20 protein-coding genes, 1 tRNA gene and 1 riboswitch are annotated in these 20,649 nt (G+C 65.7%); of the genes, 10 read left to right on the plus strand and 11 right to left on the minus strand.

Annotated elements, in window-relative coordinates:
- Positions 1-53 precede the first annotated feature (53 nt).
- The 3 genes from BVH73_RS04390 to BVH73_RS04400 form a co-directional block, all read right to left on the minus strand.
- Positions 54-1,472 carry an MFS transporter gene (locus BVH73_RS04390; RefSeq protein WP_245800409.1) on the minus strand — a complete coding sequence of 473 codons (1,419 nt, stop codon included), beginning with the start codon at positions 1,470-1,472 and terminating at the stop codon, positions 54-56.
- Between the two features lie 112 nt (positions 1,473-1,584).
- The gene (gene bfr, locus BVH73_RS04395) at positions 1,585-2,067 is read right to left on the minus strand and encodes a bacterioferritin (RefSeq protein WP_079416429.1); all 483 of its coding nucleotides are present in this window, start codon (positions 2,065-2,067) and stop codon (positions 1,585-1,587) included.
- 152 nt (positions 2,068-2,219) lie between these two features.
- Positions 2,220-2,438, minus strand: coding sequence for a (2Fe-2S)-binding protein (locus BVH73_RS04400; RefSeq protein ID WP_079416431.1), 219 nt, complete (start codon positions 2,436-2,438; stop codon positions 2,220-2,222).
- 171 nt (positions 2,439-2,609) lie between these two features.
- Between BVH73_RS04400 and BVH73_RS04405 the strand changes: the two genes are divergently transcribed.
- Positions 2,610-2,686 (plus strand) — tRNA-Ile (locus BVH73_RS04405).
- Positions 2,687-2,738: 52 nt separating this feature from the next.
- The gene (locus tag BVH73_RS04410) at positions 2,739-3,383 is read left to right on the plus strand and encodes a LysE family translocator (RefSeq protein WP_079416433.1); all 645 of its coding nucleotides are present in this window, start codon (positions 2,739-2,741) and stop codon (positions 3,381-3,383) included.
- 21 nt (positions 3,384-3,404) lie between these two features.
- On the opposite strand, the gene BVH73_RS04415 is transcribed toward BVH73_RS04410, so the two are convergent.
- Positions 3,405-3,878 carry a cyclic nucleotide-binding domain-containing protein gene (locus BVH73_RS04415; protein WP_079416435.1) on the minus strand — a complete coding sequence of 158 codons (474 nt, stop codon included), beginning with the start codon at positions 3,876-3,878 and terminating at the stop codon, positions 3,405-3,407.
- A 179-nt stretch (positions 3,879-4,057) separates the two neighbouring features.
- Here BVH73_RS04415 and putA point away from each other — a divergent pair, with 179 nt between their 5' ends.
- Positions 4,058-8,089 (plus strand): trifunctional transcriptional regulator/proline dehydrogenase/L-glutamate gamma-semialdehyde dehydrogenase, encoded by a 4,032-nt coding sequence (gene putA, locus BVH73_RS04420; RefSeq protein ID WP_079416437.1) that lies wholly within the window; start codon positions 4,058-4,060, stop codon positions 8,087-8,089.
- Between the two features lie 47 nt (positions 8,090-8,136).
- Positions 8,137-8,874 (plus strand): GNAT family N-acetyltransferase, encoded by a 738-nt coding sequence (locus tag BVH73_RS04425; RefSeq protein WP_079420332.1) that lies wholly within the window; start codon positions 8,137-8,139, stop codon positions 8,872-8,874.
- Here BVH73_RS04425 and glyA read toward each other — a convergent pair.
- Positions 8,862-10,109, minus strand: a complete 1,248-nt coding sequence (gene glyA, locus BVH73_RS04430; RefSeq protein WP_079416439.1) for a serine hydroxymethyltransferase — start codon at positions 10,107-10,109, stop codon at positions 8,862-8,864. The genes BVH73_RS04425 and glyA overlap by 13 nt on opposite strands.
- An 86-nt stretch (positions 10,110-10,195) precedes the next feature.
- A riboswitch (ZMP/ZTP riboswitch) is annotated at positions 10,196-10,344 on the minus strand.
- 21 nt (positions 10,345-10,365) lie between these two features.
- Positions 10,366-11,220, minus strand: coding sequence for a lytic transglycosylase domain-containing protein (locus BVH73_RS04435; RefSeq protein WP_245800410.1), 855 nt, complete (start codon positions 11,218-11,220; stop codon positions 10,366-10,368).
- A gap of 320 nt (positions 11,221-11,540) precedes the next feature.
- On the opposite strand from BVH73_RS04435, the gene ubiD reads away from it, so the two are divergent.
- Positions 11,541-13,091: a 4-hydroxy-3-polyprenylbenzoate decarboxylase gene (gene ubiD, locus BVH73_RS04440; RefSeq protein ID WP_079416443.1), complete on the plus strand. Its 1,551-nt coding sequence runs from the start codon at positions 11,541-11,543 to the stop codon at positions 13,089-13,091.
- Between the two features lie 286 nt (positions 13,092-13,377).
- Here the strand turns inward: ubiD and BVH73_RS04445 are convergent, their stop codons facing one another.
- Positions 13,378-13,896 (minus strand): copper chaperone PCu(A)C, encoded by a 519-nt coding sequence (locus tag BVH73_RS04445; RefSeq protein WP_079416445.1) that lies wholly within the window; start codon positions 13,894-13,896, stop codon positions 13,378-13,380.
- A 140-nt stretch (positions 13,897-14,036) separates the two neighbouring features.
- Here BVH73_RS04445 and msrA point away from each other — a divergent pair, with 140 nt between their 5' ends.
- Both msrA and BVH73_RS04455 read left to right on the plus strand, forming a co-directional pair.
- On the plus strand, positions 14,037-14,600 hold the full coding sequence (gene msrA, locus BVH73_RS04450) for a peptide-methionine (S)-S-oxide reductase MsrA (RefSeq protein ID WP_079416447.1): 564 nt from the start codon (positions 14,037-14,039) through the stop codon (positions 14,598-14,600).
- 19 nt (positions 14,601-14,619) lie between these two features.
- Entirely contained in the window at positions 14,620-15,705 is a 1,086-nt protein-coding gene (locus tag BVH73_RS04455; RefSeq protein ID WP_079416449.1) for an HPP family protein, read from the plus strand.
- Here BVH73_RS04455 and BVH73_RS04460 read toward each other — a convergent pair.
- On the minus strand, positions 15,683-16,273 hold the full coding sequence (locus BVH73_RS04460) for a thioredoxin fold domain-containing protein (RefSeq protein ID WP_079416451.1): 591 nt from the start codon (positions 16,271-16,273) through the stop codon (positions 15,683-15,685). The genes BVH73_RS04455 and BVH73_RS04460 overlap by 23 nt on opposite strands.
- Positions 16,274-16,351: 78 nt before the next feature.
- On the opposite strand from BVH73_RS04460, the gene BVH73_RS04465 reads away from it, so the two are divergent.
- On the plus strand, positions 16,352-16,699 hold the full coding sequence (locus BVH73_RS04465; RefSeq protein WP_079416453.1) for a hypothetical protein: 348 nt from the start codon (positions 16,352-16,354) through the stop codon (positions 16,697-16,699).
- 107 nt (positions 16,700-16,806) lie between these two features.
- Here BVH73_RS04465 and pdxH read toward each other — a convergent pair whose 3' ends face one another.
- On the minus strand, positions 16,807-17,445 hold the full coding sequence (gene pdxH / locus BVH73_RS04470; protein WP_079416455.1) for a pyridoxamine 5'-phosphate oxidase: 639 nt from the start codon (positions 17,443-17,445) through the stop codon (positions 16,807-16,809).
- A gap of 150 nt (positions 17,446-17,595) precedes the next feature.
- On the opposite strand from pdxH, the gene BVH73_RS04475 reads away from it, so the two are divergent.
- The gene (locus BVH73_RS04475) at positions 17,596-18,591 is read left to right on the plus strand and encodes an SLAC1 anion channel family protein (RefSeq protein ID WP_154048421.1); all 996 of its coding nucleotides are present in this window, start codon (positions 17,596-17,598) and stop codon (positions 18,589-18,591) included.
- A gap of 159 nt (positions 18,592-18,750) precedes the next feature.
- Complete coding sequence (locus tag BVH73_RS04480) at positions 18,751-19,425, plus strand: thioredoxin fold domain-containing protein (RefSeq protein WP_169836748.1); 675 nt, start codon at positions 18,751-18,753, stop codon at positions 19,423-19,425.
- A gap of 41 nt (positions 19,426-19,466) precedes the next feature.
- Here the strand turns inward: BVH73_RS04480 and BVH73_RS04485 are convergent, their stop codons facing one another.
- Positions 19,467-20,060, minus strand: a complete 594-nt coding sequence (locus tag BVH73_RS04485) for a thioredoxin fold domain-containing protein (protein ID WP_079416459.1) — start codon at positions 20,058-20,060, stop codon at positions 19,467-19,469.
- A gap of 61 nt (positions 20,061-20,121) precedes the next feature.
- Positions 20,122-20,613, minus strand: coding sequence for a DoxX family protein (locus BVH73_RS04490; protein ID WP_079416461.1), 492 nt, complete (start codon positions 20,611-20,613; stop codon positions 20,122-20,124).
- Positions 20,614-20,649 lie beyond the last annotated feature (36 nt).

Consider the following 20,649-nt stretch of genomic DNA (forward strand, 5'->3'; position numbering starts at 1 on the left):
TGGGCAACGAGGAAGGGGGAGACTTCATTGTCCCTCGGCGGATGGGGCCGCGGTCAAATCGTCACGCGCGGCACCCGGGTCGAAGTCCAGGCGGCGAGCAGCGTCAGCCCGCCGGCGCAGAAAAACGCCAGATGAAAGGCGCGAATGACCGTCTGGGCCGCACCTGGATCGGTGGCATGCAGCGCAGCCTGCAGATCCGCGCTGGAGGTCAGACCGAACACCAGGGCGCCAAACACCGCCGTGCCCACGGCCGCTCCAGTGGACCTGGCCAGCGAAACCGTGGCCGCCGCCGCCCCGAGTCGGCTGCGGCCCGCCACCGTCTGCACCACCAATTGCGACGTTGGCATCACGGTCCCGAAACCCAGCCCGGCCACCACCCCCAAGGTGCCGATGACCAGGGGTACCGCGGGCGCCATTCCCAGCAAACCCAGGGCCAGTGCCGCGACACTCAGCCCCCAGCGCGGCGGCACATCGGGACGACCCGTCCTGGCGACCAGCCGGCCGGTGGCATTCGAACCCAGTACCAGCCCCGCCGTCAGCGGCAGCAAGAGCAGGCCCGCGTGCGCCGCGCCGGTCGCATGCCCCACCTGGAGATACACCGGCAGAAAGAACACCAGGGCGAACAAGGCCGCCGCAAACAAGACCAGGGTGACGCTCGTCCACGCAATCGCGGGCAGGCGCAGCAGCTCCAGCGGAAGAAAGGGATGGGGATGCCCGTGCTCGCGTCGCAGCAACAGGCCACCGAGGCCCAGGGCCAGTCCCGCCATGACCACACTGGGCCACGACGCCCAGGCGAAGCGGTGCCCCGCCAGCGTGAGCCAGAGCAGCATCAGCGAGGCGCAAGCGGCAAACAACAACACCCCCAGCGCATCGTGCGATTCACCGGGCTGTCTGTATCGCGCACTCGACGGCAGGCGGAACACCCGCCACACGGCCAACGCCGCCAGCGGCAGATTGCCGATGAACAGCCAGCGCCAGCTGAAGTGGCTGACGACCAGGCCACCGAGCACCGGCCCCGTCACGCTGGCCAGCACGAACACCATGCCGAAGTACGCCTGGAAGCGCGGACGCTGCCGCGGAGGCACAACTTCACCGATGAGCGCCTGACTCATCACCATCAGCCCGCCCCCGCCCAGTCCCTGCAACAGCCGCGCGGCGATCAACCACCACATGCCCTGCGCCAGGGCACAGGCCAGCGAACCGAACGCAAACAGGCCCAACGCGGCGACCAGCGCGTCGCGGCGGCCGTAGCGGTCTCCGAGTCGCCCATACAACGGCGCCATGATGGTGGAAGCCAGCAGATAGCCCACGGCAATCCAGGCACTGTCGGCAAAATCGCCCAGGTCGCGCGCAATGGCTGGCGTGGCAGCCGCCAGCAAGGTCTGATCGACCGCCGCCAGAAAAATCGGCAGCATGACAGCGGCAAACAGCTGCACGAACGCGGCGCGGCTGACGACGACGTCGTCAGACACCGTGGAGGAGGACGAATGGGAGGGTTGCGACACGCGGAGCACTGGTCAAAACGACGCGAGCGGCCCAAGCCGCTCGGCATCATGGCCCGGCCAGGCCGAGCTGGAAGGGGATTCAGTCCCCGCCGATCTGGCCCGCAGCGGTCTGTAGATAGTTCTGCAGACCCATGCTCTTGCATAGCTTGATCTGCGTTTCCAGATAGTCGATGTGTTCCTCGGTGTCATCGAGGATGTCGGTGAGGATGTCGCGAGACACAAAATCCCGCACCGATTCACAGTGGGCAATGGCTTCGACATAGAGCGCACGACCATGCTCTTCGAGCTTGAGGTCGCACTCCATGCACTCCGGCACCTCTTCGCCGATGCGCAGCTTGTCGAGATCCTGCAGATTGGGCAGCCCGTCGAGGAACAGAATGCGCTTGATCAGCTTGTCGGCATGACCCATCTCCTCGATGGACTCCTTGTACTCATGTTCACCCAGATCTTTCAGGCCCCAGTTCTCATACATACGAGCGTGCAGAAAGTACTGATTGATGGCGGTGAGCTCGACCTTCAGCGCCTTGTTCAGATATTGAATGACTTTGGCGTCACCTTTCATGGGGGTCTCCAGATGGATTAAACGGACTGCAACACCGTCAAAGCCGTGCGCAGCGTGGCATGTACCGAGCGTAGCAGGGCAACCCCATCCAGATGTCAAAAAAAGTGAATATCGTGACCTTCCCCGTGACCAGGACGCCCGTGGCGGTGCCCTCAAGCCGCCACAGCAATCGGCACGCAGCGCCGACGCTCGGCCTGCGACTGACGCTCAAGCTCTCCGGCGATGACTTGCTTGGCGCATTGGGCGCAGCGGCCGCATTGCGAGCCGACGCCCAGATGCTCCCGCACCTCGCGCAGACTGCACAGGTCATGCTCGCGCATGGCCTGACGGATCTGACCATCGGTGACATTGCGGCAAATGCAGACGAACATGGTGGCGAGAACTCCAGCAAATACGAATGGGTCGCATCATCCTATTGTTGCGAATGATTGTCAATAAACCCCAGCGATACACCGGGATAGGCGCAGACTTTCATTCACCGCCCTTCCGCATGACGCCCGCTAAGATGTCGGCTTTTGCGCCCGCAGTGCGGCGCGTCATTCGGGCCGTTAGCTCAGTTGGTTAGAGCAGAGGACTCATAATCCTTTGGTCGTTGGTTCAAGTCCAACACGGCCTACCAAATACCCTGCGAATGCACGAAGAAGCACGGCATCGCTTCTTCCGACACCGTCATGCCCTCCTGGACGACTTACCTGCTGTTCATCGGCTTTGCGCTGGCCGCCTCGTTCACGCCTGGGCCAGCGGTGATGCTGTCCATACACAACGCCATGAATCTGGGCTGGCGGCATGCGCTCTGGTCGTCCCTGGGCAATATCACGGGTCTGCTGGTGCTCGCCACGTTGAGCGCCTTGGGGCTCAACGCCATCCTGCAATCGTCCGAACTGGCGTTCACCGTGGTGAAGGTGGCGGGCGCCGCCTATCTGATCTGGCTGGGCGTGCAGCAATGGCGCAATGCGTCCAGGCGTGTGGCGTCTGCGCGGGTCGAGGCGCCTCGCCACCCGGAGCCGGCGCAGATGCCGCACAGGCTTTATGTCAAGGGTCTGACCGTGGCCTTGACCAATCCCAAGGCGATTGCCTTCATTGCCGCGCTGTTTCCGCAGTTCCTGAACGTCTCGCGCCCGCTGGGGCCGCAGTATGCCGCCTTGACGCTGACGTTCATGGCGATTTCCCTGCTGGCTCTGAGCACTTATGCGGGTGTGGCCGTGCTGGCGCGCAAGCGCCTGAACGGGTGGTTCGCCTCGGGCTGGCCCCAAAGGGTGTCGGGATCGGTGTTCTGCGCTTTCGGCCTGGGTTTGCTGCGTCTTTCGCGGCCCTGACCTGACTGCCTCTGCCGGGGGTCATGCCCAACCCGGAGGTGCCCAGGACGCCATCATGCGCAGCCGTGCCGCGTGCAGGCGCTCGGACATCAGGGTGGCGAACATTTTCATCAGGGCGTAGCCCAGCGCAGGGTCTTGCTCGCACTCCTGCAGAATGGCCTTGCCATCGAAGCGCAACAGCGTGACCGGGGTGAGCGCCTTGGCTTCGAATGCCCAGCGGTAGGGCGGAATCAGCCATGACCAGCCGATCACGTCCCACGGACCCAGGGTCTGCACCTCGACTCCCGGGCCGTTGATGGCGGGCACACAGATCTTCACGCGACCTTCCCGCACGACGTAGAAGGCGTCTGCCGCCTGATCTTGAAGAAAGATCACGCCATCGGGTGCGAGTTGCACCTCGCGCGCGTGATGAAGCAAACGCCCCAACTGCTCGGCATTGAGGGCGGACAGCAGGGTACGGCTGTGCAAGTCGTGAAGCAGGGCGGACGGTTGCATGGCTGGGTTCCTTCGGCTTCGAATCAACAAGGCCATTGCAGTCCTTTGCCCGAACGTGGTGTTGACCCACATCAACGACCCAGGCCCCGCCCAACCCCGCCCAGATCAAGGGTTAATACTTATTCATGGGTTGCGACTCGGTGCAAAAATCGCAACCCATTGCATGGGCAGGAAAAATCATGGGTGCAACCACCATAGGCATCAAAATGGACGACGCCCTGCGGGAGCGGGTGCGCAGAGCCGCAGATCGCCTGGGACGCACGCCGCACTGGCTGATCAAGCAGGCCACTCTGGATCGCGTCGAACAGATCGAGCGCGGCGAGTGGGAGAAGACACCCCCCTCGACTCCGGGCCTGGTTGCGCCTGAGTTTCACAACCTCGAACCCGAGATTGCCGCCTCCCCGGTGCCCTTTCTCGACTGGGCGCAGAGCGTTCTGCCACAGACTGATCTGCGGGCCGCCATCACCGCGGCCTGGCACCGGCCTGAGCCCGAATGTCTGCCGAGTTTGATCGAGCTTGCACAGATGTCCGACGAAAGCGCGCGAGAGGCCGTCCGTGAACGGGCGCAGCGCTTGGTCGAAGGGGTGAGAGCAAGGCGCGAGATGGGCGGCGTGGAGGCGCTGGTGCAGGAGTTTTCGCTTTCCAGCCAGGAAGGGGTCGCCCTGATGTGTCTGGCCGAGGCGCTGCTGCGCATCCCCGACAACGCCACCCGCGACGCCCTGATCCGCGACAAAATCAGCCGCGGCGACTGGCAGGCCCACCTCGGACACTCGCCCTCGATGTTCGTCAACGCCGCCGTCTGGGGGCTGATGCTCACCGGCAGGCTGACCGCGACGTCCAGCGAAAGAGGCCTGGCAAGCTCACTGTCCCGACTCATCGGCAAGGGTGGCGAACCGCTGATCCGGCAAGGCGTGCAGCGTGCCATGCGGCTGATGGGCGAGCAGTTCGTGACCGGGCAGACCATTGCCGAGGCATTAGCCAACAGCCGCGCGCAGGAGCGCAAAGGATTTCGCTACTCCTACGACATGCTGGGCGAGGCCGCGCTCACCGAGGCCGACGCGCAGCGCTACTTCGCCGCGTATGAGCAGGCACTGCACGCCATCGGCAAGGCCTCGCACGGACGCGGCATCTTCGAGGGTCCGGGGCTGTCGATCAAGCTCTCCGCCCTGCATCCCCGCTACAGCCGTGCCCAGTACGCCCGGGTGATGGACGAACTGCTGCCCCGGCTCACCGCCCTGGTGGTGCTGGCGCGGCAGTACGACGTGGGCATCAACATCGACGCGGAGGAAGCCGACCGGCTCGAACTCTCGCTCGATCTGCTGGAGGCGCTCTGCTTCCACCCTGCCCTCAAGGGCTGGAACGGGATCGGCTTCGTGATCCAGGCCTACCAGAAGCGATGCCCTTTCGTCATCGACCACCTCCTCGATCTGGCCCGGCGCAGCGGGCACCGGCTGATGGTGCGTCTGGTGAAGGGTGCCTACTGGGACAGCGAGATCAAGCGCGCGCAGGTCGACGGCCTCGACGGCTACCCGGTCTACACCCGCAAGGTGCACACCGATGTGGCTTACCTGGCCTGTGCCCGCAAACTACTGGCCGCGCCGGACGCCATCTATTCGCAATTCGCCACGCACAACGCGCAGGCCCTGGCGTCCATCGTGCACATGGCCGGGCAGAACTACTACCCTGGACAGTACGAGTTCCAATGCCTGCACGGCATGGGCGAGCCGCTGTACGACCAGGTCGTCGGCGCGAGCGGCGAAGGCAAGCTGTCGCGGCCCTGCCGCATTTATGCGCCGGTCGGCACGCACGACACCCTGCTGGCCTATCTGGTGCGGCGCCTGCTTGAAAACGGCGCCAACACCTCGTTCGTCAACCGCATTGGCGACGACGCCGTGCCCGTTTCCGAGCTGGTGAGCGATCCGGTGGATGACGCACGCGCCATCGCCGCGCAGACCGGCGTGCTTGGCTCCCCCCATCCGCGCATCGCCCTGCCCCGGCAACTCTTCGCCGGGCTGGGCGAGCTGTCGAGACCGAACTCTGCCGGGTTCAACCTTGCCCACGAGCAGCAACTGGCCTCGCTCAGCGCCGCACTGCTGCGCAGTGCGCAACAACGTCCTCACGCCGCGCCTACCGTCCGGGATGCACCTCCACCAGCCGAGCCCGCGCAGGCCGAAGCCGACGGCTGGCAGGCCGTGCTCAATCCGGCCGATCCGCGCGACACCGTGGGATGGGTGCACCACACCACACGGCCCCAAGTTGACGACGCCCTGCAACGCGCCCAGAGCGCGGCCCCGGTCTGGCAGGCCACCCCGCCGGCCGAGCGCGCCATCTGCCTGCAGCGCGCCGCCGACGCGCTGGAACAGCAGATGCAGCCCCTGCTCGGACTCATCATGCGCGAAGCCGGCAAGACCCTGCCGAGCGCCGTGGCCGAGGTGCGCGAGGCCGTGGACTTTCTGCGCTACTACGCGGCGCAGGTGGCCTCCCGGTTCGACAACGCCACCCATCGCCCTTTGGGTGTGGTGCTGTGCATCAGCCCCTGGAATTTCCCGCTGTCCATCTTCTGTGGCCAAGTGGCCGCGGCGCTGGCTGCGGGCAATGCCGTGCTGGCCAAACCCGCCGAGCAGACGCCGCTGATCGCGGCCGCCCTGGTCCGGCTGCTTCATGCCGCGGGCGTACCCGCCGACGCAGTGCAACTCGTGCCGGGCCAAGGCGGCACCGTGGGCGCCGCCTTGGTGGCGCATCCGTCCGTGGCCGGGGTGATGTTCACCGGTTCGACCGAGGTCGCCCAAAGCATCGCGCGCACAGTAGCGCAGCGTCTGAGCCCGCAGGGTCGCAGCGTGGTCCTGATTGCCGAGACGGGGGGACAGAACGCGTTGATCGCCGATTCGTCGGCACTGGCCGAACAGCTGGTGGCCGACGTCCTGACCTCGGCTTTCGACTCGGCCGGCCAGCGCTGCTCCGCGCTGCGCCTGCTGTGCATCCAGGACGACGTGGCCGACCGGGTGATCGGCATGATCCGCGAGGCCATGGACGACTGGAGCCTCGGCAATCCCGACCGCATGCACACCGACATCGGCCCCGTGATCGATCGCGAGGCTCGCGACACGCTCGAAGCGCACATCGCCCAGATGCAGGCGGCAGGGCTGGCGGTGACGCGGCTGGGGCGCGACGAAAGCAACGGCCTGGGCACCTTCGTTCGCCCCGCGCTGATCGAAATCGACCGCATCGACCGCCTGCAGCGCGAAGTCTTCGGCCCCGTGCTGCATGTGCTGCGCTACCGCCGCGACCAGGTGGCGACGGTGCTCGACGCGGTCAACGCCACGGGCTATGGCCTGACTTTCGGCATCCACAGCCGCATCGACGAGACCCTCGACGAGTTGAGCACGAAGGCCCGCGCAGGCAATGTGTACGTCAACCGCAATCTCATCGGCGCCGTCGTCGGGGTCCAGCCTTTCGGTGGCCAGGGCAAGTCCGGCACCGGCCCCAAAGCCGGTGGCCCGCTCTACCTCGATCGCCTCGTGCAACCCCACGACCCGGCTCGTGGCGGACCGTCCGATCTGCATCTGCCGGGCTCCCTGGAGCGCATCCCGGCCGACCCCGCTCCCGCGAGCCACGACGCCCTGCGCCGCCTGATCGACGCGCTCCAGCCCCGCGCCTTCGGTCTGGACGCTCCGGGCGTGGCCCGCCTGCGCGACGCCTGCGCGCACTATCTCGCCGCCAGTCCGGCCGGCCTCACTTTCATCCTGCCTGGCCCGACCGGAGAATCCAACCGCTACCGGCTGTTGCCCCGCGAAGGTGGCCTGTGGTGCATGCCGCAGACCGCCCTGGGCTTGCTGCATCAGCTTGCCGCCTCGCTCGCCACCGGCCATGATGCCCTGATCGAGATACCAGGCCCCGACAGCCCGATCGCATCGTGGCTTGAGGCGCTGCCGCCTGAGGTGAAGCGGTTCGTGCGGGCTTGCACGCCAGCGCAGCGCGAAACACGGCCCGACCTGAGCGTCGTGCTGTTCGAAGGCGACGCCGACGCCCTGGCCCGCACCCAGATCGAACTGGCACAGCGCGATGGCCCGATCGTGCGCATGGAGAGTCGCAGCCCGGCACAACTCGCCGAGGGTGCCCTGATCGATCTCCACGCCCTGATGCACGAGCAAAGCGTGAGCATCAACACCGCCGCGGCCGGCGGCAATGCACAGCTCATGACCTTGGCATGAACAGCCGTGCCATGCCCCACAATGTCGATTTGAGCACCGCCACGTCCATGTCACTCCCCCCCCAATCCACGGCCCCGCTGGGTCAGCCCGTTCCCGGTTGGCGCCCGCCCGCGCTGCCCGCCAAGACCTCGCTCGAAGGCCATTTCTGCACGCTGGAACCCGCAGAACCCTCCCGGCACGGCGCCGACCTCTACGCCGCGCAAACCCTGGACGCCCAGGGCGAGGGCTGGAATTACCTTCCCTACGGGCCGTTCGCATCGGCGCAGGACTATGAGGCCTGGATGATGGCCAACGGCCTGGGCTCCGACCCCCTGTTCTTCGCCATTCTCGACGCGCACACCGGGCGCGCGGTCGGATTGGCCAGCTACCTGCGCATCACCCCTGCGGCGGGCAGCATCGAGATCGGCCATCTCTACTTCTCGCCGCTGCTGCAGCGCAAACCCGCGGCCACCGAGGCGCTGTTCCTGCTGATGGACCAGGCGTTTGCGTTGGGCTACCGCCGACTGGAATGGAAATGCAATGCGCTGAACGCGGCCTCGCGCAGCGCCGCCCAGCGCCTGGGCTTTCAGTTCGAGGGCCTCTTTCGTCAGGCGGCCGTGGTGAAAGGTCGCAACCGCGACACCGCCTGGTTCAGCATCATCGACGGGGAATGGCCGCAGTTGAGGAGCGCCTTCAAACGCTGGCTGGCACCGGCAAACTTCGATGAAAAAGGGCGGCAGCGCGAGCGCCTGTCGGCACTCACCGCAGCCGCCCTGGGGCGCGCGCCCGGCGATCAGTCGGAGTAGACCGGGAAGGCGTCGGTCAACTGCTTGACCTCGGCGCGAACCCGCTCCAGCGTGGCCGCGTCGTGCGGGTTCTCCAGCACGTCGGCGATGAGGTTGGCGGTCTTCTCGGCTTCGGCCTCCTTGAAGCCACGGGTGGTCATGGCCGGCGAGCCGATGCGGATGCCCGAGGTGACGAACGGCTTTTCGGGGTCGTTCGGAATGGCGTTCTTGTTGACCGTGAGATGCGCCTCGCCCAGCACTTTTTCGGCCTCCTTGCCGGTGATCTGCTTGGACCGCAGATCCACCAGCATGACGTGCGATTCGGTGCGCCCGCTGACGATGCGCAGGCCGCGCCGCGTCAGCGTTTCGGCCAGCACGCGCGCATTGGCCACCACCTGTTGCTGATAGACCTTGAAGTCGGGCGCCAGCGCTTCCTTGAACGCCACGGCCTTGCCCGCGATCACATGCATCAGCGGACCGCCCTGGATGCCGGGGAAGATGGCGCTGTTGATGGCCTTGGCGTGCGCCTCTTTCATCAGGATCACGCCGCCTCGCGGGCCGCGCAGACTCTTGTGGGTGGTGGTGGTCACCACGTCGGCATGGGGCACGGGATTGGGGTAGACGCCCGCAGCGATCAGGCCGGCGTAATGCGCCATGTCCACCATGAAGTAAGCGCCCACCGCCTTGGCCACCTTGGCAAAGCGCTCGAAATCGATGCGCAGGCTATAGGCGCTGGCGCCTGCGATGATGAGCTTGGGCTTGTGCTCGTGCGCCAGACGCTCCATGGCGTCGTAGTCGATCTCTTCCTGCGCGTTCAGACCGTAGCTCACCACCTTGAACCACTTGCCGCTCATGTTCAGCGCCATGCCATGGGTCAGGTGACCACCCTCGGCCAGGCTCATGCCCATGATGGTGTCGCCCGGCTGCAGCAGGGCGAAGAACACACCCTGGTTGGCTTGCGATCCGGAGTTGGGCTGCACATTGGCCGCCTCGGCGCCGAAGATCTGCTTGACGCGGTCGATCGCCAGTTGCTCGGCGATGTCGACGAACTCGCAACCGCCGTAATAACGCTTGCCGGGATAGCCCTCGGCGTACTTGTTGGTGAGTTGCGAACCCTGCGCCTGCATGACGGCGGGCGAGGTGTAGTTTTCCGAGGCGATCAGCTCGATGTGGTCTTGCTGGCGCTGGTTCTCGGACTGGATGGTGGTCCACAGTTCGGGGTCGATCTGGGCGAGGGTCTTGGTGCGGTCGAACATGGAAAAAAGGTCCAATTGACGGCCCGCGCCGCTTCATCCAGAAGGGAAGTGCGCAAGCCTGGGCTGATGACGATCATAGACAGCGATAGGCTGGCCCAGGCGAACGGCTCGTGCAGCAGTCCAGTCCCAGAAGGGGTGAAACACTGCACTCGAAATCCAGCACTCCCCGGTGGTTCGTCCCACCTCGAGACCGCGCGTGTGTCGCCAGTCTCTATCGCCAGTCGTGCAGAAGCTATGGTAGCGGGTCGGCAGCGGGTCAGGTGAGGGAAGCGTGCTTCTGCAGGGCCGTCGATGGCTCGGTCGCCACGGTCGATTTGGCGACAGCCGACAACGCTTGCGGTGACACGACATGGCCTGCGCTGGCCGTCATCGGCGCCGCAGCCTTGGGCGGCAGCCCCGCCACGCGTTCGAGCTGCTCCTGTTCGGCCAGCACTTTGTCGGCATAGCCGCCCTCGTTCGCATCGGTCGTGGCGCCAACGTAATAGCGCAGCCCCACCCGCACCGAACCCCCGCGGCTGATCGCATCTCTGAGCACCAGGGCGCCCACGCGCATATTGGCCAGCGGATCGATGCTGGCCTGAGGGCCGCCAAAGGGCGCAAATTTGTCACGATGCACGCCGGCCATCACCTGCATGAGCCCGGTGGCGCCCACGCTGCTGGCCGCATAAGGGTTGAATGACGACTCGACGGCCATCACCGCCAGAATCAGCAGCGGATCGAGCTTTTCCTGCCGTCCCACCGTCCAGGCCGCGCTGACGAGCTGGGCCATGGCATTGGGCGCAATGCTGTAGCGTCGCGCCAGCCAGTTGGATACGGTGCGCTGCTGCAGCGTCAGCGCAGGCAAGGCGCTGCTGGGCAGGGGCGCCGCTTGCGCCACGGGCAACAGCACATCGGCCGGCTTCTGCGCCAGAGCCTGCAGCTCATCGGTCGCCGTCTTGCGCGCCATGACCCACTGAGTCAGGCCGCGGTCCAGCGTGCTCATCGCCTTGGGCTGGAAGTACAAATACGCACCACCGGCCACCACAAACAAGCCCACCATCATCAAAGTCTGGTGGGTCAATTCCCAAAAACCTCCCACCAACCGACGCGCGCGCGGCAGGGAAGATTGCATGGCGTTCAACATGGAACACTCCTGTGTCTGAGCGGAACGGGCGAGTGTCGGAGGACAACCAGCGCCAGTTCCCAAGGGCACAGATCCGAAAACACAGGCTCACCAAGGGAGCCCGGCGGCCTAAGATGCGGCCTTGCATAGGGGCCTGCACCGGGGTTGCCGCGACCGATCAATGGGTCGTTCACGGCAAGGCGTGCTTCGGGACGAGTGTGTTGCCTGCCTGAATGTCAGGCGTATTAGGGCAAACACGGATCGAATTTTAGGAACGTCGTTATTCCAGGTCAACGCATAAGGTCTTATCTTTCACTTCTATTAGTTATATGAAATACCGGGATCTGCGTGATTTTCTCTCCCAGTTGGAGGCTCTTTCCCTGCTGCGGCGCACGGCCGAACCCGTCTCGCCTCATCTCGAGATGACGGCCGTCTGCGACGCCCTGCTTCGGGGGGGCGGACCGGCGGTGCTGTTCGAGCGACCGACGGGCCATGCCATGCCGGTGCTGGGCAATCTGTTCGGCACGCCCCAGCGCGTAGCCATGGGCATGGGTGCGAAGGATCTCAGCGAACTGCGCCGGATCGGCGAAGTGCTCGCCCGCCTCAAAGAGCCCGAACCGCCGAAGGGCCTCAAGGACGCCGGCGAGTTGATGCATCTGGTCAAGGCTGTCTGGGACATGCGCCCGAGCACGGTATCGCGCCCCGTCTGCCAGCAGGTCGTACTGGAAGGTGACGAGGTGGACTTGCACCGCTTGCCGATGCAGACCTGCTGGCCGGGCGACGTGGCGCCGCTGCTCACCTGGGGGCTGGTGATCACGCGCGGCCCGCAGGATGTGCCGCGTCCGCGCAAGCGGCAGAACCTGGGCATCTACCGCCAGCAGCGCATCGGCCGCCGCCAGCTCATCATGCGCTGGCTGACGCATCGGGGAGGCGCCCTCGATTTCCGCGAATTCGCCCTGGCCCACCCTGGACAGCCCTTTCCGGTGGCCGTCGCGCTGGGCGCCGACCCGGCCACCACGCTGGGCGCGGTCACCCCCGTGCCCGACACCCTGAGCGAGTACCAGTTCGCGGGGCTGTTGCGCGGCGCCCGCACCGAAGTGGCGCGCTGCGTCGGTCTCGACCTGCAGGTTCCGGCGTCTGCGGAAATCGTGCTCGAAGGTCATCTCCCGCCCGCTGAGCCGGGCTGGCGGGGTGAAAGCGAAACCGGCGTGCCCCTGATGGAGAAAAACGGCTACCTCCATGCCCTCGAAGGGCCGTTCGGCGACCACACCGGGTATTACAACGAGCAGGACTGGTTTCCCGTCTTCGAGGTCCAGCGCATCACCCACCGCGACCAGCCGATCTATCACTCCACCTATACCGGCAAGCCGCCCGATGAACCGGCGGTGCTGGGCGTGGCGCTCAACGAGGTGTTCGTCCCGATTCTGCAGAAACAGTACCCGGAGATCGTCGACTTCTACCTGCCGCCCGAAGGATGCAGCTACCGGCTCGCCGTGGTGTCCATCCGCAAAGCCTATGCCGGTCACGCCAAGCGGGTGATGTTCGGCATCTGGGGCTTTCTGCGGCAGTTCCTCTACACCAAGTTCATCGTCGTCACCGACGCGGATGTGAACATTCGCGACTGGAACGACGTGATCTGGGCCATCACCACCCGCATGGACCCGGTGCGCGACACGCTTCTGGTGGACAACACCCCGATCGACTACCTCGATTTCGCCTCGCCGCAGTCGGGCCTTGGCGGCAAGATGGGACTGGACGCCACCCACAAATGGCCGGGCGAGACCCAGCGCGAATGGGGCCGCGCCATCGTGCCCGACGAAGCCGTGAAAGCGCGCATGCAAAGTCTGATCGACACCTTGTCGGCGCAACCGCCCCCCTGATGAAACGCAAAACTTTCAAGGCCTTGCGCCATGATCACTCAGCCGATTCGGCCATACCCCCATGCCTGGGTCATGTTTGGTCTTGACGGCGCCGACACACGGGGCGTACCTTCAAGTCGTCGTTGCAGTGCAGCTGCTCGGCGAACAGACTGGGTGGAACCCGGACTGTTGTTAGACCCCCCTCATGCATCCCTGCGTGAGATTGACAGGCGGCAGCAAACCCGACTGTCGGACCCCCGGGCCGCACACCTTCAGGTTGGCGGCCCGCTTCTTTTTTGGGGACGCTTCAGCGCATGCCGCCGTGCATGTCCTTGCCCGGCATGGAGGCGTCACTGGCGATCTTGTCCCGCGGCTCCACCTTGAGTTTCACCTCCATGTGCCCGCCTGCCGCGAACTTGATCGTCACAGGTACCGTCTCGCCCACTTTCAACGGCGCTTTCAGGTCCATGAACATAAGGTGATAGCCCGAGCCCGGCTGCATGCGCAAGGTCTTGCCAGCAGGCACCGGAATGGTTTCCACTTCACGCATGCGCATCACGTTGTTCTCCATGCTCATGGTGTGCAGTTCCACATGACCGCAGACGGGCGATGAAGCGGCAACGATCTTGTCATCGGTCTTGCCGTGGTTGACGAGGGTGAGAAAGCCACCGCCGTTGCGGGCGCCGGGTATCGACGGCAGCGCCTGGGCCTGCGTCACCGCGATCGCGCCGGCGCCTTGGGCCAGCGCGGCCGACGCGCTGGTCAGCATCAACACAGCGGGAATCATCGCCAGGGCCTGTCGGCGGGTGAACACGCGGATCGTCATCAAGGTTCTCCTAGAAATCAATACGGCACGGACGCCGCTGCCGATTGTCGGCGAAAATCGCCACAGAAAAGGCGTGCATTTTGTCAGCCTCCGACAATGCGCGGACCGCGGCAAATTGCCGCACTCACGACTCCTGCCCCATGTCAACCTTCGCCCTGCCCTCTTTGCCTCAGCGCATCACCCTCGCGGGAGGATGCTTCTGGTGCCTCGACGCCGCCTACCGTCCCTTGCGCGGCGTGTTGCGCGTGGAGTGCGGCTACAGCAACGGCACCACGCTGCGTCCGAGCTACCGGGAGGTCTGCACCGGCCAGACCGGGCATGCCGAGGTCGTCCGCCTGGACTTCGATCCCGACGTGCTCAATCTGGACACGGTACTGGACGTGTTCTTCGCCATGCACGACCCCACCACCCTGAACCGCCAGGGCAACGACATCGGCACGCAATACCGCTCGGGCATCTACACCCACGACGGCGCCCAGCTCACGGCCGTGCGCGCCTATGTGCAGCGCCTGCGCGACCAGGCGCTGTTCGCCGATCCCATCGTGACCGAGATCGCGCCGGAATCCAACTACAGCCCTGCCGAATCGGAACATCAGGACTATTTCGCCCACCATCCCTACCAGGGGTATTGCGCCGCCGTCATCGCACCCAAGGTGGACAAGCTGCGTCGAAAGTACGCCGCGCTGCTGCGCGAGTCGGCATGATCGCGCAGGGAATCGCACCTTGAGCGGCGCTCAAACCGCGGGCAGCCCCCGCGTCGGCTGGGTCGAGTGGCTGCGCGTTTCGGTTGGCGCGGTGCTCGGCGTTGCCGCCGTCGGGCTGCTGAGCCGCTTCGTCGAAACGGGCACGGGCTGGACGCAGGCCGCCTGGCTGGTCGCCCCCATCGGGGCCAGTGCCGTCATCGTGTTTGCCCTGCCCAGCAGTCCGCTGGGACGGCCGTGGTCGGTCATAGGCGGCAACACGCTGGGTACGCTGATGGGCATCGTCAGCGCGGCCTGGATCGGACCGACCTGGATCGCGGCCGGGGTGGCGGTGGGCGCGGCCATTGCCCTGATGCTGCAGGCCCGCTGCCTTCATCCGCCGGGCGGCGCGGCCGCTTTGCTGGCGGTGCTGACGCACACCACCGACTGGCGCTTCGCCCTCATGCCCGTGGCGCTCAATTCAGCCTTGCTCGTGGCCGCGGCATGGCTCTGGCATGCCGCCACGCGGCGTCCTCACCCCGCACCGTCCGCCGGGGCCGAGGCCCTGTTGCCCAATACCGACGATCTGTCCAGCGCCATCGACGCGGCGGTGACACGCTACGGCGAAGTGCTCGACATCGATCGGGCGACGCTGCGCAACCTGCTTGAAGAAGCGCAGACCCAGGCCTACCGCCAGCGCCTGGACGCCGTGAGCTGCGCCGACATCATGCAGCGCGACGTGCAGGTCGCCCGGCCCGATGAAAGCGTGGCCGAGGCCCAGGACCGTCTGACCGAACACGGCATCAAGGCGCTGCCGGTGATCGACCGGCATCGACAGGTCGTCGGCATTGTGACCGCCGCCGACCTGCGTCTGAACCCCGAGGGCGCCCCCAGCGCCATGCGAGAGTCTTCCGCGCCCGTGGCCGCACGCATGACGCGGCAGGTGCGCGTCGTCTCGCAAACGCGGCATCTCTCCGAACTGATCCCGCTGTTCGCCAGCAGCGGCCATCACCATCTGCCGGTCATCGACGCGTCGGCGCGGCTCACCGGCATGATCACGCAAAGCGACGTGATGCGGGCGCTGCATCGCACCCCGGTGACCCTGCTTACTTCGCCTCCTTCAGCATGATCTGGATCTGCGCATCCGACGGCACGCCGATCATCATGTCGGCGCGGCCATCCGTCTTGCGCCACACGACCACCGGCACGCCGAACAGCTTCTGGCCGTTGTAGATCGCCAGATTGGCAGCCAGCTCCGCCTGAACCTTGGCCGTGATGGAAGCCGCGGGCTCGATACCTCCGCCCGGCTGGCCGTTGGCCGCGAAGTCGTAGTCGTTCTCGTTTTTCTGGAACGCCTGCAAGGGATCGGGCGACTGCAGGATGGCTGCCGCCTTGGGCAGGCTGCTTGCGGTGAGCATGCCCAGCGGAATCCAGCGGAACTGCACATCGGTCTTGCCCACCAGGCCGCGCAGTTTTTTATACAGCTCATGGCAGAACGGGCAGTTCGGATCGAAAAAAATGTACAGCGCACGCTCACCCTTGCCTTCGGCGATGTAGGTGGCCTTGCCGATTTGTGCCAGCACGCCTTCAGCCTGCCGGGCGCTCTGCGCCTGGGCTGCGGGCCAGGCGGCGAGGCATGCGACCGCGCCGAGGCCGCGCAGAACCTGACGACGATGCAACGACGGATGTGAAGCCATGCGGGTCTCCCTGTTGTGGAAATGGATCAACGCTCTCAATAATGCCGCAGAACACGCCTTTCGGCACTCCCGACCACGATGACCCTGACCCTGCCTGAGACCTGCGCCGCCTGGTCGCAGCCCGACTTCGGCACTGTGCTGCTGACCGAATTGCGGCAGACCGGCGCCCTGCCCGGGCTGCTGCAACAAGGCTTGAGCCGAGGCAGCCACGCCTTGACCGACGACGTCGCCCTGCTGGTGTTGCAGCGCAGAGAGCAAGGCGATGCCCTCCAGGTGAAAGCCGGTCTGAGCTATTTCAGCATCATCCCCGGCTGCGCCTGCGAGGCCGATCCGACCCCGATGAGCGAGCTGCCCGAGTATGTCGAACTGGGCATCGCCATCCGGCGGTCAGACGCCGTCGCCACGCTGGTCCTGCTCGACGATTGACGCGCCGAGCCTCCGCCAGACGACGGGCTGCGCCACGCCCCTGAGAAAACGCCGGGCCGCCCCAAGTTTTCTCATCCCCCGCGGGCCTGACGCGAACCAGCGCACTCTCAGGGCGCCAAACGCCTGACCCCCCAGCGCCCTTCGCCCTGCAGCGTGTAGGCCAGGCGGTCGTGCAGACGCGAGGGCCGCCCCTGCCAGAACTCCCAGGCATCGGGCAGCAGACGATAGCCTCCCCAGTGCGGCGGGCGGGGCGGGTTCACGCCATAGCGCAGACCGAATTCGGCAGCGCGCTTGAGCAAAGTGCCGCGACCCTCGATCGGCGCACTCTGCGGTGAAGCCCAGGCGCCGAGGCGCGAGGCCAGCGGACGGCTGGCGAAGTAGGCGTCGGACTCGTCGGCATCGACCTTTTCCACCCGGCCCTCGATGCGCACCACACGCTCGAGTTCCACCCAGTGGAACTGCAGCGCCGCGAAGGGATGTTCCGCAAGCTCCCGGCCCTTGCGGCTGGCATAGTTGGTGTACCAGACGATGCCCCGCGTATCGACCTGCTTGATCAGCACCACGCGGGTGGACGGGCGCCCGCCTTCGCCCACCGTGGCCAGGGTCATGGCATTGGGCTCGGGCACCTGGGCGTCCATCGCCTGTTGCAGCCAGTGCTCGAACTGCCTGAAGGGATCGGCGTCGGCATGCGCCTCGTCGAGTTCGGCCCTCGAATAATCCTTGCGCAAATCGGTCAGTGATTTCATGCATGCAGTATAGAAATGGCCTCCAAATGCCGATGGAGGTGACCACGGTCACACTCATGTATCAAAATTTTTCAATGTTGCGTTCGATCAATATCTGCCGCTCGCGTCGCGCCCACAATGCCGTACCGTTTTTCTCAACTATTGACCGCCATGTCCACCGCACCCACCCCTCAGCCCGCCGAAACGGCGCACGCCAGCAGCTGGCTGGCGCACTTCCCCATCACCTTGTTCGCCACGGTGATGGGCACGTCCGGTCTGGCGATCGCCTGGCACAAGTCGGCGCAGGTGCTGTCCATGCCGCACGGTGTGGGCATCGGCCTGAGCTATGTCGCGCTGACTCTTTTTGCCGTGCTGCTGCTGGGCTACGCGGCCAAGGTGGCGCGGCACTACGGTGAGTTCAAGGCGGAGTTCGGCCATCCGGTGCGCGTGAGCTTCTTTCCGGCCATTTCCATCAGCGCCATTCTGCTGTCCATCGCCTTTCTGCATGTGCTGCCGGGGCTGTCGTGGGCGCTCTGGTGGACTGGGGTGGCGCTGCACCTGATTTTCACCGTGGTCATCATGTCATCGTGGATCCATCACACGCATTACCAGATCCAGCATTCCACGCCGGCCTGGTTCATCCCGGTGGTGGGCAACATCCTGGTGCCCATTGCAGGCATGACGCACGGCTCGCCCGAGATCTCCTGGTTCTTCTTCAGCGTCGGCCTGGTGTTCTGGATCGTGTTGCTGACGGTGATGATGAACCGCTTCTTCTTCCATCCGCCCGTGCCCACCAAACTGCTGCCCACGCTGTTCATCCTGATCGCGCCACCGGCCGTGGGCTTTCTCTCCTATCTGGCGCTCGATGGCGGCGTGGTCGACAGCTTCGCACGGGTGCTGTTCTATGTGGCGCTGTTCACCACCTTGCTGCTGTTCTATCAATTGCCGCAGTTCCGCAAGGTGCCGTTCTTCATGTCGTGGTGGGCCTATTCCTTCCCGATGGCGGCGATCACCATCGCCTCGCTCACCATGGGCAGCAAGATCGGCAGCGGCTTTCTCATGGGCCTGGGCGGCGCGCTGCTGGCCGTGACCACCGCGCTCATCGCCCTGCTCGCGGTGCTCACGGTCAGGGCCATCGCGGCCGGCAAGGTGTTCATCCCGGAATAAGGCCGAATCGTCGCCGCACCGAAAAGCCCGGTCCGCCGGGTTTTTTGCATCAGGAGGTACAAGCCACCGGGAGGCCTTGGGGTATCTGCGGTTTACACGCGCCGCGGGCCTGCCTATCGTGAAGGGTGAAAGGCGAAAGTGCCCCCCAAGGAGGATGTTGTGCTGCCCGCAAAGGTCTTCGCCCCTGAGACATCACAAGCCCAGCGCCGCTGTCGGCGGCGACTGCTGCGATGGAGCCTGGTGGCGCCGCTGGCCGGTACGGCATGGCTGTGGCAGACGATCGCCGTTCAGGCCGCCCGGGCGGCGGGCGTGGAGGCCGCAGCCGACTGGGCGGCCGATCCCGAAGCGGCGCGCGCGGCCAGACTGCTCGGGGCCATCGGTTCGGCCCATTGGGTGCAGGAGGGCACGGGGCCGCGCATCGTCTACATCTTCTTCGACCCGAATTGCCCGTTTTCGCACAAGCTCTATCTGGCCACGCGCAGCGAGGTCGGCAAGGACGGACTGCAACTGCGATGGATCCCGGTGGGGCAGCTCGAAGCCAGCAGTACGGGCAAGGCGGCGGCCATTCTCGCCGCGGCGGATCCGCTGGCCGCCTTCCATAAAAACGAGAACGACTGGGATTTCGGCGATAGCCCGGCCGGCGGCATCCGTCCGCTGGCGCATCCAGCCCCCCGCATCACGGCGCAGCTCCAGGCCAATGCCGCTTTGATGCGCCAAGCCGACCTGCACACCTTTCCGGTGATGCTGTATCGCGGGGCGAAGGGCCGCGCCCGGCTCTTCGTCGGGCTGCTGCCGGCCGATGCGCTGGCGACTGTGCTGGGCAGCGCGGGCTGAGCGCAACGTCCAGCCCATCGCGCCCTGCGTCCTGCCCACCCTTACTTCACGCTCGCCAGAATGTCCTTCAACTGCTGCGCATCGGGCGGGCCGACGACCAGCATGGCGTCGCCCTGCTTGTCGCGGTAAAGCATGGTGGGGACGCCGGGCGACTTGGTGGCATCGAGCAGCGCATTGTTGGCATTGAGGATGGCACTGGTGGCTGGCAGGACCTTGGTCGCGGGCGCGATGCCTCCGCCCTGCCCCGTGGGCCCCTTGCCATAGCCCGCTTCGTTGTCGTGGAAGGCCTTGAGGCGGTCACTGGCCTGCAGAATGGCCGCGCCCTTGGTCACGCTGCTGGGCGTGAGCACGGCCACAGGCACCCATCGCACTTCCAGGCCGTCCTTGCCGATGCGGGGACGCAGATCGGTGTAGAGCTGATGGCAGTACGGGCAGTTGGCGTCGAAGAAGATGTAGATCACGCGGGGACCATGTCCCTCGGTGATGAGGGTGGCCTTGCCCATCTCGCCCAGCACCTTGACGGCATTCGGATTCTGCATCTGCTGGGCTGAAGCCGTCGGCGCCAGACCGATGACACTGGCGCTCAGGGCGGCCGCGAAGAACGTGCGCAAGGCTGCGCGGCGGGTGGGATGCATGCGGGGTCTCCTCGTTGCAATGGGGTTGCGAGCCAGTATGCCGCAAACACGCCGTTCGCGCTTACGACGCCCGACGCTTCATCCACCCATGGTCCACCGACCACTTGCCCGGCCCCCACAGCACCACGACCAGCAACAGAATGCCCCAGATGACGTGAAACAGAATGGCCGGCGCCTGCAACGCGTGCAGATACGACAGCAGAGCCACGGCGTTCACCACAAACAAACCCAGTGCGCCGAAGCGGCCAAACAGGCCCAGTGCCAGCAGGGGCGGCAGCAACACCTCGCCCGCGGTGCCCAGAACCGCCGCGACGTGCGGCGGCAGAAGGGCGACGCGGAACTCGTTTTCATACAGCCACAGGGTGGAGCCCCAGTCGCGCAGACTTTGCAGCCCGGAGGCGAAGAACACATAGGCCACATACAGCCGGGCCGCCAGCAGGGCCGGGGCTTGCAGGCTGTCGAGACCTCGCCTCAGCGCGCACCAGCCACGAGCGATGAAACCGGTGGGCCGCAACACCGGGGCAGACGCGGTCAGGGGGTGGGAGGAATGCATGGTGATCTCCTTGAAAGGGGAAGTGCGAACGGGTGG

Origin of the sequence: Thiomonas intermedia, assembly GCF_002028405.1 — a bacterium.
GTDB lineage: Bacteria > Pseudomonadota > Gammaproteobacteria > Burkholderiales > Burkholderiaceae_C > Thiomonas > Thiomonas intermedia.

Bases quoted from the DNA above. Each gene is read 5' to 3' on its own strand.
- bfr (WP_079416429.1), bottom strand. From the start codon at position 2,067: ATGAAAGGTGACGCCAAAGTCATTCAATATCTGAACAAGGCGCTGAAG.
- BVH73_RS04400 (WP_079416431.1), bottom strand. From the start codon at position 2,438: ATGTTCGTCTGCATTTGCCGCAATGTCACCGATGGTCAGATCCGTCAG.
- BVH73_RS04410 (WP_079416433.1), top strand. From the start codon at position 2,739: ATGCCCTCCTGGACGACTTACCTGCTGTTCATCGGCTTTGCGCTGGCC.
- BVH73_RS04415 (WP_079416435.1), bottom strand. From the start codon at position 3,878: ATGCAACCGTCCGCCCTGCTTCACGACTTGCACAGCCGTACCCTGCTG.
- putA (WP_079416437.1), top strand. From the start codon at position 4,058: ATGGGTGCAACCACCATAGGCATCAAAATGGACGACGCCCTGCGGGAG.
- BVH73_RS04425 (WP_079420332.1), top strand. From the start codon at position 8,137: ATGTCACTCCCCCCCCAATCCACGGCCCCGCTGGGTCAGCCCGTTCCC.
- glyA (WP_079416439.1), bottom strand. From the start codon at position 10,109: ATGTTCGACCGCACCAAGACCCTCGCCCAGATCGACCCCGAACTGTGG.
- BVH73_RS04435 (WP_245800410.1), bottom strand. From the start codon at position 11,220: ATGCAATCTTCCCTGCCGCGCGCGCGTCGGTTGGTGGGAGGTTTTTGG.
- ubiD (WP_079416443.1), top strand. From the start codon at position 11,541: ATGAAATACCGGGATCTGCGTGATTTTCTCTCCCAGTTGGAGGCTCTT.
- BVH73_RS04445 (WP_079416445.1), bottom strand. From the start codon at position 13,896: ATGACGATCCGCGTGTTCACCCGCCGACAGGCCCTGGCGATGATTCCC.
- msrA (WP_079416447.1), top strand. From the start codon at position 14,037: ATGTCAACCTTCGCCCTGCCCTCTTTGCCTCAGCGCATCACCCTCGCG.
- BVH73_RS04460 (WP_079416451.1), bottom strand. From the start codon at position 16,273: ATGGCTTCACATCCGTCGTTGCATCGTCGTCAGGTTCTGCGCGGCCTC.
- BVH73_RS04465 (WP_079416453.1), top strand. From the start codon at position 16,352: ATGACCCTGACCCTGCCTGAGACCTGCGCCGCCTGGTCGCAGCCCGAC.
- pdxH (WP_079416455.1), bottom strand. From the start codon at position 17,445: ATGAAATCACTGACCGATTTGCGCAAGGATTATTCGAGGGCCGAACTC.
- BVH73_RS04475 (WP_154048421.1), top strand. From the start codon at position 17,596: ATGTCCACCGCACCCACCCCTCAGCCCGCCGAAACGGCGCACGCCAGC.
- BVH73_RS04485 (WP_079416459.1), bottom strand. From the start codon at position 20,060: ATGCATCCCACCCGCCGCGCAGCCTTGCGCACGTTCTTCGCGGCCGCC.
- BVH73_RS04490 (WP_079416461.1), bottom strand. From the start codon at position 20,613: ATGCATTCCTCCCACCCCCTGACCGCGTCTGCCCCGGTGTTGCGGCCC.